We start from the raw sequence: 14438 nt of genomic DNA, 5'->3' as shown, positions 1-14438 counted from the left end.
ACGCGTCGGGCTAAGAAAGAGTTCTTCACCATGGGACTGTACTCCGACATTTCAGCACCAGCGGGCACAACACGATCTGCACCCAACAACGGCACCCCCCTGGGAAATCGGCTGCTCGGTTCTGGTGGAAAATCTTTCCCGCCAAGATGAACAACGGCAACGCCCCGGGCGTAACAGTCGCTTAACGTCTACCTAGACCTCGATTTCTTTCAAAAGACGAACATGACACAGACTCAAGAACGACGTCCGATGATCGAAGCGGACGGACTGAGTAAGTTCTACGGTCCGTTTGCCGCCGCGCGAGACGTCAGCTTTAAAGTGCTGCAAGGCGAGCTCGTGGCTTTTCTTGGTCCCAATGGTGCTGGAAAAAGCACGACCATGAAAATGCTGACCGGCTACATCGCGCCCAGCGAAGGCGAAGCCCGGATCGCCGGCCACAACATGATGTCCGATCGGATCGAAGGCAGCCGACACCTGGGTTACCTGCCCGAGAGTGGCCCGCTGTACATGGAGATGACGCCCTCGGGCATGCTGGATTTTTTCGCCGAAGCACGTGGATTGTCGGGCGCCAAAAAGCGAGACCGGGTCGAAGCGGTGGTCGACATCTGTGATCTGTCATCGGTGATGTACAAATCGATCAGCAAACTCTCCAAAGGATTCAAGCAACGCGTCGGCATGAGCCAGGCGTTGTTGCACGATCCCGACGTGCTGATTTTGGATGAACCGACCGCCGGATTGGACCCCAACCAAATCCGCGGCGTTCGCGACGCAATGCGTAAGCTGGCAGAAACCAAAACGATTTTGCTGTCGACGCACATTTTGCAAGAAGTCGAAGCGATGGCCAATCGCGTTGTGATGATCAACGAAGGCCGATTGGTCTATGACGGCGACGTCGAAGGTTTGCGTGTTCGTGGCAACAATGATTTGGACGAAGCGTTTTACCAACTGACTCACAGCGACGATCACGTCGAACCGAGTTCGGCGTGACACGATCCCGCCCCCTTGGCCGTCGTGTTTGAACGCCGGTCCATCCCCCACGCCGCCGTTTGCCCGTCGCCGAATTTGATATCCGCGGCTGGCAAACGTTCGATTTAGCTTTCTCAAACCACTCTCATTCTGCTCGATTGACTATGAACGACAATCTCGAGGCGCTGGCGTCACTGGCCCTGATGGATGCCATTTTCCTGTGCATCGTGCTGGCCATCTTCGGCTTGGTGGCTGGAACGAAGCGTGCCGCATTTGCGGTGATGAAACGCAACTTTGTCGGCTATTTCAGCAACCCGACCGGGTACGTGTTCCTGTGCATCTTCGTCTTTCTGACGTCGGTCGCCGCGTTCTGGCCGTATGAGTTTTTCAATCAAAACTTGGCCACCCTGGACCAACTGAACTATTGGTACCCGTTGATCATGCTGGTGTTCATCCCGGCGATCACGATGAGTATTTGGGCCGAGGAAAAACGTGCCGGGACCGACGAGTTGTTGCTGACGCTGCCGGCCGACGATTTTGACATCGTGATCGGCAAGTACATGGCGGCACTTGCGATTTTCACCGCATCGCTGTTGTTTTCCCAAGTCAGCACCTTCGTCACGCTGACGATTCTGACCGACGGCGGGTTGGACACCGGACTGATTTTCACGACCTACCTGGGCTACTGGTTTGTCGGTGCAACGATGATCGCCATCGGCATGGTGGCATCCTTCCTGACCGGCAACCTGACCGTCGGCTTCATTCTGGGTGCACTGTTCAACGCGCCACTGGCGTTCGCCGCACTGGCCGGTTCGGTGGTCGGCAGTTGGCAAATCTTTGGCTACGACGTGGCCGAGATGATTCAAGCCAGCGGGATCGCACGTCCCTTCGACGACTTCGGTCGCGGAGTCATCAGCACCTCATCGGTCGTCTACTTTGTCTTGGTCTCGGTCGTCGCCCTGTATGTCTGCATGGTTCTGATCGGACGCCGACACTGGACCGGTGGCAAAGACGGCAACACGATGGCCTATCACTACCTGGCCCGCATTCTGGCATTGGTGGTGATCACCGGTGCCGGCGTGGTGCTGTTCCGCAATCGTGATATCCAGCGTTACGACTTGACCGAAGGCAACGTCAGCTCACTGGCCGATGCAACCACCAAACTGATCAAGAACTTGGAATCGGATCGGCCGATCAAGATCGATGCGTTTATCAGCAACGACATCCCCGAGATGTATGCTCGTACGCGATACGAGTTGGTGAACCTGCTGAAAGAATTCCAAAGCGAAGCGTCAGCGAGTGGACGCACCATCGAAGTCAACCTGCACGACGGCATCGACCTGTTTAGCGAAGAAGCCGCCTTGGCTGCGGAACGCTTTGGCATCGAACCGGTGACGCGGATGGTTCGCGAACAAGGGTCGTATCAACAGAAACGGCTGATCATGGGAGCGGCATTCCGAGCCGGTCTGGAAAAAGTCGTGGTGCCGATTTTTGAATATGGCATCCCCGTCGAATACGAACTCGTGCGGTCGATCAACACCGTCGCCCGTGGCGAACGCAAACGAATCGGAATCGTCCGCACCGACGCTCAACTGATGGGCGGGACATCGATGCAGGGCATGCAAATGTCGCGCACTGAAAAGCACCCGCTGGTTGATGAACTGAGCAAACAATACGAGGTGGAAGAAATCAGTCTGGAGGCGCCGATCAGCCCCGGCGTGTTCGACGCACTGGTCGCCGTGCAACCGTCGTCACTGGCGCCACCGCAATTTGAACGATTGCTCGAAGCCATCAAAGCCGGCGTTCCCACCGCCGTGTTTGAAGATCCATTGCCCTTCGCGCGTCGCGACATCACGCCCACCGGTGAAGCCAAACAGCAGGGTGGTGGAATGTTCGGCATGGGCGGTGGCCAGCAACCCAAAGGCGACATTCGCGAACTGTGGGACGTGCTGGAACTGAAAAGCAACGGCAAACCGGGGGTCCAGTATTTCAACAGCGACATCGTCTGGCAGGCTCACAACCCGTACCCCAACATCGAAACCAACGCTGACATCTGCTGGGTGTTTGTCGATGAAAATGCCAAGGGTGTGGAACCGGGCCACGCACTGTCATCGGAAAGCATGATCACCGATGGACTCCGCCAAGTCCTAGCGCTCTACAGCGGCCAGGTGAAATCGATCGAGAACCCGACTTTGAAACACACGCCGCTGCTGATCACGGCGCCGGCCAGTGGTTCGCTGGACATGTCCAAACTGCAACAAGTGATGCGTGCCGGGGCAGCCAATCTTTCCAGTGCGGTCGACGGCCTGGCTCCCAATCAAGTGTTGGCAATGACCATCGAAGGCACACAGCCGGCACAGGACGGTGACAAGTCGAGCGACGACAAGGCCACCGAGGGGGAATCGAAAGCAGCAGAGAGCACCGCCGCCCAGCCGATCAAGGTCGCGTACATCGCGGACACGGACATCATGCTGCCGGTGTTCTTGCAGATTCGCGCCGATCCCCAACAAGCCGCGGAGATCCGCTTTCAATTCCAGAACGTCACGTTCCTGTTGAACACCATCGACTGGCTGACCAACGAAACCGATTTCATCGAAGTGCGAAATCACCAACCGATGTTCGCCAGTTTGAAGATGATCGATGCGGTCAAAGAATCGGCCAGCTCTCAGGTGCGGCAAAAACAAAAGGAATTCGAGCAGGCGTCCAAGGATGCGATCAGCGACGCCGAAGACGAACGCGATCGCCAGCTGAAAGATCTGCGAGAGGAAGTCGAGGAACTGCAAAAGAAAAGCAAGGATGGCAGTATTCCGCAGCCCGTTCTGAACGCAAAATCGATCGAGTTCCAAACCAAACAAGGGCGACTCGAACGAGCCCTCAACGTTAAACGGGCTCGGGTGGAACGCGACGCCAAAAGCAAGATCGCCAAGATTCAACGCGAATCAGACCAAAAGGTCGTGGCGATTCAAAACCAAGTCAAAGCGTACGCAGTGGCGCTGCCCTGCATCCCACCCTTGTTAGTCGGTGTGATCGTGTTCGCCTCGCGACGGCTTCGCGAACGCGAAAACATTAGTAAATCCCGTTTGAAATAAACGCGTCCCCCAACTCGGGCCGCATCCATTGTCCAACCAAAGCGTCAACACGTTTGTTACGAGAGATTTGACGGTGAACGAAACAAAGAAGACCGGAATTTTCTGGGGCGTCGCCGCAGTCGTTGCCCTGATCGCAGCCATCGTCGCCTGGCCGACCGCGCCGCGCGAAGACAGCCAATCCTTTGATCCCTTGATCGGCGAACCACTGTTCGCTGAATTCAAGGATCCGTTGGGTGCGGCGAGCTTGAAAATCATTACCTTTGATGATCAACAAGGCGAGCTGGCTAATTTTGAAGTCCGCAAGAACCCGCAAACCGGACTGTGGACGATTCCGTCCAAAGGCGGCTACCCCGCCGATGCTGTCGAGCAGATGCGTGACGCTGCCAACTCGTTGGTCGATCTGAAAATCCTGGATGTTCCCACCGACAACCCCGAAGATCACACGGGGATGGGTGTGGTCGAACCGAAACTGGAAGACCTGGAAGTCGGTGACGAAGGTGTCGGACGGATGGTCACGTTCAAAGACCAATCTCAAAAGGTCCTGGCATCACTGATCATCGGCAACCAAGTTAAAGAACAGCCCGGACAGTTGTACGTTCGCAAACCCGGTCAAGACCCGGTCTATGTGGTCAGCCTGGACGATGCCCCGCTGACGACCAATTTCCAAGATTGGATCGAAGAAGACCTGCTGCAACTGACCAGCATCGATGTCGACAACGTTGAAATCAAAGACTACAGCGCTTCGCTGGGACTGCAGGGCGTTTCGCTGGTTCGCGATTACAACGCCAGCGTGACCAAAGACGGCACCGAATGGGATTTGGACTCGCTGAAAGAATTCGACAAGAACAATCCCTTGGCCGAGCCTAGCGAAGTCAGCGTTTCCGCCGACGAAAAATTGAACGCGCAAAAGCTGAACGATCTGGTCAACGCACTGGACGATCTGAAATTCGTCGACGTCAATCGCAAACCCGATGGCATCAGCGCCAACCTGCGAGCCGACAAGGATTTTGCGACCGACCAAGAAGCCGCCGGCGAACTGGCAACCCGGGGATTCATTCCGGTTCCAATGGGCCCCAACGGCGAAATCGAAATCTTGTCGGCCAACGGCGAACTGAACGCCACCACTAAATCCGGCGTGAAGTACGTGCTGCGGTTCGGCAACATCAGCGGCATTGCCGACGACAGTGACGCCGACGGCGAAGAGGATTCGACCTCCGGTGGCGCCAATCGCTATCTGATGGTCAGCACCGAAGTCGATGAATCGCGTTTCCCTGCGCCCGAACTGCAGCCGATCCCACAGACGCTGGAAGAACTCGACGCCATGGAACAGGCCGCCCAGCCCGCGCCCGCAGAACCGGAAGACGCACCTGAGCAAGCGGATGAAGCTGCCGACAAGACGGAAACAGCAGAAGAGCCCGCTGCACCTACAGACGAGCCGGAGATGAAGGACGACGCGGCGCCGGCAGAGCCGGCCGCTGAATCACCGGCCGCCGAAGACGCCAAAGCAGACGATGCGACTGCGGACGAACCCGCTGCTGACAAGAAACCCGCTGCTGAAGATGCCGGTGACGATGCTGCCCAAGCCGGTGAGGGCGAAGCCAAGGAAACGGAGTCCGGTGCGACCGACGCCAGCGGCGAAGGCGAATCGACGACCGTCGGCGAAGCCCAGCAAGCCGATCAAGACGCGGAACAAGCTCCGGCAGAATCTCCGGGTCCGGATAGCAACGACGAAGACGCACCGGCGGATGAAACCGCAGCCGCGGCCGGGAACGACGCCCAGCCGGCCGAGAGTGCTGCTGACGATGCTGCCCAAGCAGACGCCCCGGCGGAAGACAAGGAGATGACTGAGCAGCCCGCACAACCGGCCGAGAGTGCTGCAGACAATGCTGCAGACGATGCTTCGGACAATACCGCGGACAGCGCTGCAGACAAAGCCACACCGGAGTTGACCGAAGGTGAAAAACGGGAACGCCTGGCAGCGATCCAAGAAAAGATCACCAAAGAGAACGAGCGTAAACTGGAAGAACGCAAAGAGAACTTGGCACAAGCCAAATTGCAAAGCCGCCAGTTGAACGAACGTTTCGCCGACTGGTACTACGTGATTCCAGAAGACACGTACACCAAACTGCGAATCGGCCGCGACGAACTGTTTGGTTCCGAAGAGGACGCCGCAGCGGTCAACCCAGCCGCGATGCCACCGCAAATGCCAAACTTCGGTGGCTTTCCCGGCAACTAGCTGAACAGTTTCGCATCAGGCGGCCTGAACAATGACGCGGCGCGCGTTCTGAAAAGACGCTGCGCACGCGTCTTTGGTCTTTCGTAACCCGACGCGTGAGCTTTGAAGGTGCGCGTTCGCGTCAGGCATCGTTTTTTGGTAACCCGACGCGTCACTTCAACGGCGCTGGTGTGGAGGATTTATCCGACTCGGGTGAGGGTTTTCTGCGAAGAATAAAGCCGGTCGGATAAATCCTCCACACCAACTAGCGACCGGCTAATTAAATCAACAGCCCGGTCGGGTTACCATAAAAGCGCAACTTCTAAACTGACGCGTCGGGTTGCGATAAAAAACCCATCTTCTGATGGCGAGGGATGAGACGCGACTCATCCCTCGCTTTTGTTTTCCCAGTTCTGCTACTTGGCGGCGGCGAAGCGGGTGGCAACTGCGTCCCAATCGACGACATTCCAGAACGCGCTGATGTAATCGGGGCGTCGGTTTTGGTAGTTCAGGTAGTAAGCGTGCTCCCAAACATCCAGACCCAGGATCGGTGTGCCGCTGATGCCGGCGACTCCGCTGCCCATCAACGGGCTGTCTTGGTTGGCAGTGCTGCCGACCTTCAATTTGCCACCTTCGACGTACAACCAAGCCCAACCGCTACCGAAGCGGGTGGCGGCGGCGTTTTCGAATTGCTCTTTGAAGCTGTCGAATCCACCCAGGTCGCTCTCGATCGCAGCGGCCAAATCACCGCTGGGGCTGCCGCCTTTGCCCGGGCCCATCACGGTCCAGAACAAGGAGTGGTTGGCGTGTCCGCCACCGTTGTTGCGGACAGCGCCACGCTTGGCTTCGGGAACGCTAGCCAGATCAGCAATCAGGTCTTCCACTGATTTGGATCCCAGATCGGTTCCCTCGACCGCTGCGTTGAGTTTGGTGACGTACCCGTTGTGGTGCTTGCCATGGTGGATTTCCATGGTCTGGGCGTCGATATTCGGGGCCAACGCGTCTTTGGCGTAAGGCAGTTCGGGAAGTGTGTAAGCCATCGCGAAAGTTCTCCAACAGTGGTGGTACGAGGTGGTTTGACGTCCGCCACCGTGGGCGGCGACGAGACGGTTTAAAACGATAGCGATCCTGGCAAGCCTGCGCAAGAGGGTCCATCGCCAGGCAGACCGCAGAGCGCGCCGCGAAACAGTGCTGGTACACTATCAATGACGTGCCATGACCCGCCTGTAGCTGCCGAGAAGGTGAATGTTTCGACAATTGATCACCCTGACATTGCTGACCCTCATCGCGGTCGAATCCGCTGTCCTCGCCGCGGACGATTCCAGTCGTGATTTGAGCAATGAATCGGAGACACTGTTTGTCCGCAGGATCGAGCCGTTGCTGCGGACCAAGTGCTGGGGCTGTCACGGCAATGACGCCGATGCAATCGAGGGCGAATTAGACCTCCGCCAGCTCGATCATCTGTTGGCCGGTGGGGAAAGTGGTGAGCCCAGTTTGCTGCCCGGCCGCCCCGACGACAGTCCGCTGTATCTGGTGATGACCCGCAGCAGCGAGGATTGGTCGGCGATGCCGCCCAAACAAGCCGAGGCCATCACTGAGGAACAACAGCGGTGGGTGCACCGCTGGATCGAAACGGGTGCCCATTGGCCCAGTAGCGAACGCCAGACGGAAATCGCCAACGACTATGCCGATCGCTGGTCCGCCGAAGACGGTGTCACCGTCCAGACCTCCGGCGGGCTAGACGAAGCCTGGACCAACCGTCGTTACAAACCGGAAACCTTGTGGGGATACCAACCGGTGGTCCGTCCTGTTGTCGATGCTGCTGATGGCGACCACGCTGCGATTGATGCGTTGATCGACCAGGCGATGCCCGCGGGGTTAGAACCAGTCGGTCCGGTTGACCGCACGACCCTGATCCGCCGCGCGACGTTTGACTTGATCGGTCTTCCACCGACTCCGGCGGAAATCGATGCCTTTGTCGACGATCCGCGTGACGACGACTCCGCGTTTGCGACGGTTGTCGACCGCTTACTTGATTCCCCCCACTACGGCGAACGGATGGCCCAGCACTGGTTGGATGTGGTTCGCTATGCGGATTCATCGGGGCTGGCCAATGACTTCCATCGCGGCGGCGCCTGGCGTTACCGAGACTACGTCGTGCGTTCGTTTAATGATGACAAGCCCTACGATCAATTCGTGATCGAACAGATCGCCGGCGACGAATGGAAACCAGACGATCCGGAAATGCACATCGCCACGGGGTTCCTACGAATGGGACCTTGGGAATTGACCGGAATGGAAGTCCCCAAAGTCGCGCGTCAACGGTTTCTCGATGACGTCACCAATAGCGTCGGCGAAACCTTTCTGGCCCACTCGCTGCAATGCGCCAAATGCCACGACCACAAATTCGATCCCGTCCCGACACAGGACTACTATGGCATTCAAGCGGTATTCGCGACGACGCAACTGGCCGAACGTAAAACGCCGCGGCTGAAATCCGAGAACGTGCATGGATTTGAACTCGAACGTTACCTGGACGTTCGCCGCAAAGAATACCAGCGGATCTTGGCCGAGTTGGATCAGGTGTTGCTGGACAATGCGTTGCAGTGGTACGCCAACAACGGGTTGGCTGACGACGACTGGCGAGAAATCGTCGATCGCTTGCAGGCCGAAAATCACTCCGGTGTTTTCAACGAGGCTCGCAAGGAAATCGGGCAGGGTCGGAGTGAACAGGAGTATCCGCCCAAGCTGGTCGGGTTCACACCGCAAGAGTTCGGCAGAGAACGCGTCGCCCGCAAAGGGCTGCAGGCCCTGGCGTTTGAATACGACACCTACCGGCCATTTGCGTTGTCGGTTTACAACGGCCGCACTCCCCAGGTCAAATCGATCAACGCGCCCTTTCGCATGCCTGATGACCGGATGACAAAAGGCGAACTGGAACAAGGGCACATCCTGACCGGCGGAGACCCATTTTCACCGGGTCAGCCAGTCCGGCCGAGTGTGTTGAGTGTGCTGGGGGACATCCAAACCGAACCGATCCCGGAAACGATTGCGGGACGTCGTCTGGCGCTGGCACAATGGATTGCCGATCCCCGCAATCCACTGACCACACGCACCATCGTCAATCGGATCTGGATGTGGCATTTCGGCACTCCGATCGCTGGCAATCCCAACAATTTTGGTTCGACCGGAAAACCACCCACTCACCCCCAACTGTTGGACTGGTTGGCGGCGACTCTGGTCGACGATGGTTGGTCGATCAAACAACTGCATCGCCGCATCATGCTGTCGGCTGCCTACCGCCGCGGGACCGAACCAGTGGACCGCAAACAATGGGCCGAACTGGATCCGACCGGCACCAGCTACGCAGTGTTTCGCCCGCGCCGGCTGACCGCCGAAGAGATCCGTGATGCGATGCTCGCGGCTAGTGGAGAACTGACGCCAACGGTCGGCGGGCTGCCTTGCCAACCGGAGATCAATCTGGAAGTTGCACTGCAGCCGAGACAAGTGATGGGCGCCTTTGCCGCGGCCTGGACACCCGATCCGCTGCCCCAAGACCGTCATCGCCGTTCGATTTATGCCTGTCGTCTGCGCGGATTGGCCGATCCAATTCAAGAGGTGTTCAATACGCCGTCGCCCGATTTTTCGTGTGAACAACGCGATGCTTCCAACGTGACACCGCAAGTGTTTGCGTTGTTCAACAGCCGCCGTTCCCATGCCCGTGCGCTCGCTCTGGCCAATCGCTGTCTGAACGAAACAGATACCGACCAGGAGGCAATCGATTTGTGCTACCGGTTGGTCTATGGACGCGCTGCGACGGCCGATCAACAGCAACTGATTCAACAACATTGGCAACAGACCGAGCAACAACTACCCGACCACGCCACAGCCTGGACACAGCAACCGACGGAAGTCCAACGCGATGCCGTGGAGGAGAACACCGGTGAACCATTCCGATTTGTCGAAACGCTGCACTCCAACAAAGACTTTGTGCCCGATTTGCAACCGACCGAAGTCGACAAGCACACCCGCGCGCTAGCCGATATCTGTCTCGCAATCCTCAACTCCAACGAGTTCGTCTATGTCTACTAACGGACCTGCTGGCGAAACCAATCTACGCCCCCACTCACAACGACTTAGCTCACAGCGGTTGGTACGACGCGAGTTCCTGTATGGCATGGGCGCCAGTCTGGGCAGCGTTGCCCTGACCGCGATGATGGCCAGCGATCTCGATGCGGCGGCTGATGGGCCGCTGGCGCCGCGCCCCCAGCAAGCCCCGGCCCAGGCACAGCGGTGCATCTTTCTGATGATGGAAGGCGGTCCGTCGCACATCGACACGTTTGATCCGAAACCCGAATTGGAGCGTTTGCACCTGCAAGAATTCAACCGTAGCGGCGAACAAAAGTCGGCGATGGAAAGTGGCAAACGGTACTTCGTCAAAAGCCCGTTCAAGTTTCGCCAGGCCGGACAGTCTGGCGCCGACATGGCGGAAAACTGGAGCCATCTGGCGGGCGTCGCTGACGATCTGTGTTTCTATCGCGGTTGCCAAGTCGACAGCGTCAATCACCCGACCGCGATGTACCAGATGAACTGTGGCAATCGGTTTGGTGGTGACCCGGCGATGGGGGCTTGGGTGACCTATGGACTCGGTTCGGTCAACCAGAACCTGCCGGGATTTGTCGTCCTGCCCGCCGACTCGTACCCGCAGGGCGGATCGGCCAACTGGAGCAACGGGTATCTGCCGGCCCACTTCCAGGGCACTCCGCTGCGCCCGACCGGGTCCCCGATTTTGGATTTGAATCCGCCCGCCGGGGTGTCTCGCCAGCGACAACGACAAAATCTGGACTTAATCGCCACATTGAACCAGCAGCATGCCGCCCAGCACCCGACACATGACGACCTGTCGGCGCGTATCGCCAACTATGAACTGGCGTTCCGTATGCAGATGCAGGTTCCCGAGGTACTGGACATGTCCGACGAAGACCAGCGGACATTGGACATGTATGGCGTCGGCAAAGAACCGACCGACGCCTTCGGCCGCAAATGTTTACTTGCCCGCAAACTGGTTTCCAGCGGGGTGCGATTCGTGCAACTCTATCACGGATCATGGGACAGTCACGATTACATCGCTCGGGCCCACGGAAGTTTGGTGTCGGCGGTCGACCAGCCGATCGCGGCACTCATCCAAGATCTCAAGGATCGCGGATTGTTGGACACGACACTGATCGTGTGGTGTGGCGAATTCGGGCGGTCGCCAGACAACGGGGTGCGCGGCGGCACCGCCTATGGACGCGACCACAACCCCAAAGCGATGACGATGTGGATGGCCGGCGGTGGAGTCAACGCCGGTCACACCATCGGCGCGACCGATGAAACCGGTGCCCAGGCCGTGGAGAACGTGCGTCACGTGCGCGATGTGCACGTGACGCTACTGCGGCTGCTGGGATTGGACGACAATAAGTTGACGTTCTATCACGCCGGCCGATTTAAACAGCTCAGCCAATTCGGCGGCAAAGTGATTGACGAATTGATCGCCTAACGGGCAACCTACAGATTCGACTCGATGGCTTTGACCAAATCCGAGTCATCGGGTTTGGTGCGAGGGGCGAAGCGGTGAATCAAATTGCCCTCACGGTCGACCAAAAACTTTTCAAAGTTCCAACTGACCGCGCCTTTGCCCGCCGGTTTGACGTCCTTGCTGGTCAGGTACTTGTAGAGCGGCGTGGCGCCGTCACCGTTGACTTCGATTTTGCTGAACATTGGAAAGGAAACGTTGTAGCGGGTGCTACAAAACTTCTTGATGTCCGCTTCGCTGCCAGGTTCCTGGCTGCCGAATTGGTTGCAGGGGAACCCGAGCACGACCAAGCCTTTGTCTTTGTATTTCTTGTACAACTCTTCTAGACCGGCGTACTGGGGCGTCAGTCCGCACTCACTGGCGGTGTTCACGATCAACACCACATTGCCCTCGTAGTCTTCCAGATCGACTTTTTCGCCGTCGATGTTCTTCAGTTTGAAATCCAATGCACATTCGTGTTCGTGTTCGTGCTTGTCATCGGCGGTCGCCATGGTGGTCAATGCTCCAAGGCAGAGTACGGCAGAAAGAATCAATCGCATGAGAGAGGCTCGCAAAGGAAAGGGGGGATCAGTAGGCCAGGTGAAACCTGGCGATGACACGATTCGCCAGGTTACACTTGGCCTACTGGGGGTATGGGCAGTTCGGAGAGCACTAATTTGCACTTCTACGCAGAGTATAGCGGGGGTGCTAGTGGCGACGGGGGGCCGGGGGGATTACGTTTCTGTTTCTCACAAATGATGCTTTCAATGCCTTGACCGCCCCGTGGCCGAGCGACAGCATCAGCAATTGTTCCCTTTCCCTCCTCAATTCTCCTCTCCCGCTGGAGCCCCCGAATGGATTATGCACGTGGAAAACTCATGCTGGCCAGTTTTTTGACGCTAGTCGCGTCTGGAATTGGTTTTGCGACCCGAACCGCTGCCGGCGGACCTTGGGAACGCGAGTTCAATTTGGGAGGCAGCCAATTCGGTGCGATTTTGGGCGCTGGATTTCTCGGATTCGGATTGATGATCTTCTTTGGCGGGATCTTGGTCGAAAAATTCGGCTACAAGAGACTTCTGATGCTGGCGTTCGGTTTGCACTTGATCAGCGCGGTGATGCTGTTTGGTGCCAATCCACTGTTTGACGGTTGGCGTGAATCGGATCCCGCGACGGCGTCCGACAAAGTCTTTAATGTGCTGTTTTGGAGTGCATTTCTGTTTTCGATTTGCCAGGGGTTGTACGAAGCGGTGATCAACCCCTTGATCGCTCAGTTGTACCCTGAAAACAAGACGCATTACTTGAACATCCTGCACGCCGGTTGGCCGGCCGGAATGATCATCGGCGGCCTATTTGCCGCCGGATTCATTGGCGAAAATGCCTGGTTCGTGGAATTGCCATGGCAATGGGCGCTGTCGAGTTTTGCCCTGGTCGTGATCGCCTACGGCGTGATGGTGATCCCCGAGAAATTCCCGGAAACCGTGGGTGAGAGCTCGAGCAACTTCGCAGCCGTTTTCGCCTGCTTTGCCTCCATTCCGTTCCTGGTGCTGATCGTCCTACATGCCTTGATCGGCTACATGGAATTGGGCGTCGATTCCTGGATGACCAAGCTGATGGAGAACCTGCTGCCGAATTCGATTCTGATTTTGGTGTACACGTCGGCGTTGATGTTTGTGCTGCGATTTTTCGCCGGACCGATCGTTCACAAAGTCAATCCGATCGGCTTGCTCTTGGGCAGTTCCATCATCGCCTGTCTGGGACTGCTGTGGCTCGGTTCGCCGATCCAAAGTGTGTTCATGATCTTTGTCGCTGCGACGTTCTATTCGTTTGGCAAAGCGTTCTTGTGGCCGACCATGCTGGGCGTGGCCGGAGAACGGTATCCACAGAGCGGATCGGTTGCGATGGGCGCGCTCGGTGCGGCCGGCATGCTTTGCGTGGGCCAGATCGCTGGCCCTCGAATCGGGACGCAACAGGGATTTGCGATGAGCGAAAACCTGCAGCAGACCGCGCCCGAGACGTTTGAACGCTACGCATCACCCGATCCGATTTCGGCCTGGGGATACGATTACCGTCCGCTGGACGCCGCCAAATTGAACGCCGCCAACGGCACCGAATTGATCGACGGCAAACCGGAATCCACCGAAGCAATCAGCGAAGCGGAATTGATTCCACAGGCGGAAAAACCCGCTTTGGTCGATAACGCCGGAACCGACTTCAAAGCGGTCCAGGATTCCTATCTGTACGGCGGACGCCGAGCGTTGACGCTGACCAGCTATGTTCCAGCCGCGATGGCGGTCGGATTCCTGGGGCTACTGATCTACTTCCGGACCCAGGGTGGCTACAAAGTGATTCACCTGGAAAACGGTCGAGAAAAGGAAGTCGACGAAGACGATCACGACCCCGATTCGATCCCGGCACCGACTGAATACTGATTCCTCGGTTCAAACGATCGATCCACAAACGCCTTGGTCCCAGTGATCAAGGCGTTTTTCGTAGGCCAAAACCCGACTCACTGCGGCGCGGCCCCTAAGCAATTCGGGCGTCAGTGTTTAGAATCCGCACCTGTCGACTGGGCGATTCCCTTTCCTTCCCCCTCTCTCTGAACCAATTTAGATCC

The 14438-nt window shown here is 57.5% G+C and carries 8 protein-coding genes; 6 read left to right on the top strand and 2 right to left on the bottom strand.

Going from position 1 to position 14438, the window contains the following annotated elements; translation table 11 throughout:
• Positions 1-222 precede the first annotated feature (222 nt).
• The 3 genes from NHH03_RS13330 to NHH03_RS13320 all read left to right on the top strand — a co-directional run bounded on the left by NHH03_RS13330 (position 223) and on the right by NHH03_RS13320 (position 6291).
• Positions 223-987, top strand: coding sequence for an ABC transporter ATP-binding protein (locus tag NHH03_RS13330; protein WP_253156859.1), 765 nt, complete (start codon positions 223-225; stop codon positions 985-987).
• Between the two features lie 143 nt (positions 988-1130).
• A complete protein-coding gene (locus NHH03_RS13325) occupies positions 1131-4055 on the top strand; it encodes a Gldg family protein (RefSeq protein ID WP_253156858.1) in 2925 nt (974 codons plus the stop codon).
• Positions 4056-4128: 73 nt separating this feature from the next.
• The gene (locus NHH03_RS13320) at positions 4129-6291 is read left to right on the top strand and encodes a DUF4340 domain-containing protein (RefSeq protein WP_253156857.1); all 2163 of its coding nucleotides are present in this window, start codon (positions 4129-4131) and stop codon (positions 6289-6291) included.
• Positions 6292-6686: 395 nt separating this feature from the next.
• Here NHH03_RS13320 and NHH03_RS13315 read toward each other — a convergent pair whose 3' ends face one another.
• Complete coding sequence (locus NHH03_RS13315; RefSeq protein ID WP_253156855.1) at positions 6687-7310, bottom strand: superoxide dismutase; 624 nt, start codon at positions 7308-7310, stop codon at positions 6687-6689.
• 205 nt (positions 7311-7515) lie between these two features.
• On the opposite strand from NHH03_RS13315, the gene NHH03_RS13310 reads away from it, so the two are divergent.
• Both NHH03_RS13310 and NHH03_RS13305 read left to right on the top strand, forming a co-directional pair.
• Positions 7516-10362: a PSD1 and planctomycete cytochrome C domain-containing protein gene (locus NHH03_RS13310; protein WP_253156854.1), complete on the top strand. Its 2847-nt coding sequence runs from the start codon at positions 7516-7518 to the stop codon at positions 10360-10362.
• A gap of 85 nt (positions 10363-10447) precedes the next feature.
• Positions 10448-11809, top strand: coding sequence for a DUF1501 domain-containing protein (locus NHH03_RS13305; protein WP_390895565.1), 1362 nt, complete (start codon positions 10448-10450; stop codon positions 11807-11809).
• A gap of 8 nt (positions 11810-11817) precedes the next feature.
• Here NHH03_RS13305 and NHH03_RS13300 read toward each other — a convergent pair whose 3' ends face one another.
• The gene (locus NHH03_RS13300) at positions 11818-12384 is read right to left on the bottom strand and encodes a glutathione peroxidase (RefSeq protein ID WP_449339247.1); all 567 of its coding nucleotides are present in this window, start codon (positions 12382-12384) and stop codon (positions 11818-11820) included.
• Between the two features lie 294 nt (positions 12385-12678).
• Here NHH03_RS13300 and NHH03_RS13295 point away from each other — a divergent pair, with 294 nt between their 5' ends.
• Complete coding sequence (locus NHH03_RS13295) at positions 12679-14253, top strand: MFS transporter (RefSeq protein ID WP_253156850.1); 1575 nt, start codon at positions 12679-12681, stop codon at positions 14251-14253.
• Positions 14254-14438 lie beyond the last annotated feature (185 nt).

The organism is Stieleria tagensis, assembly GCF_024129865.1.
GTDB lineage: Bacteria > Planctomycetota > Planctomycetia > Pirellulales > Pirellulaceae > Stieleria > Stieleria tagensis.
This window is presented reverse-complemented; position numbering and strand designations above follow the sequence as displayed.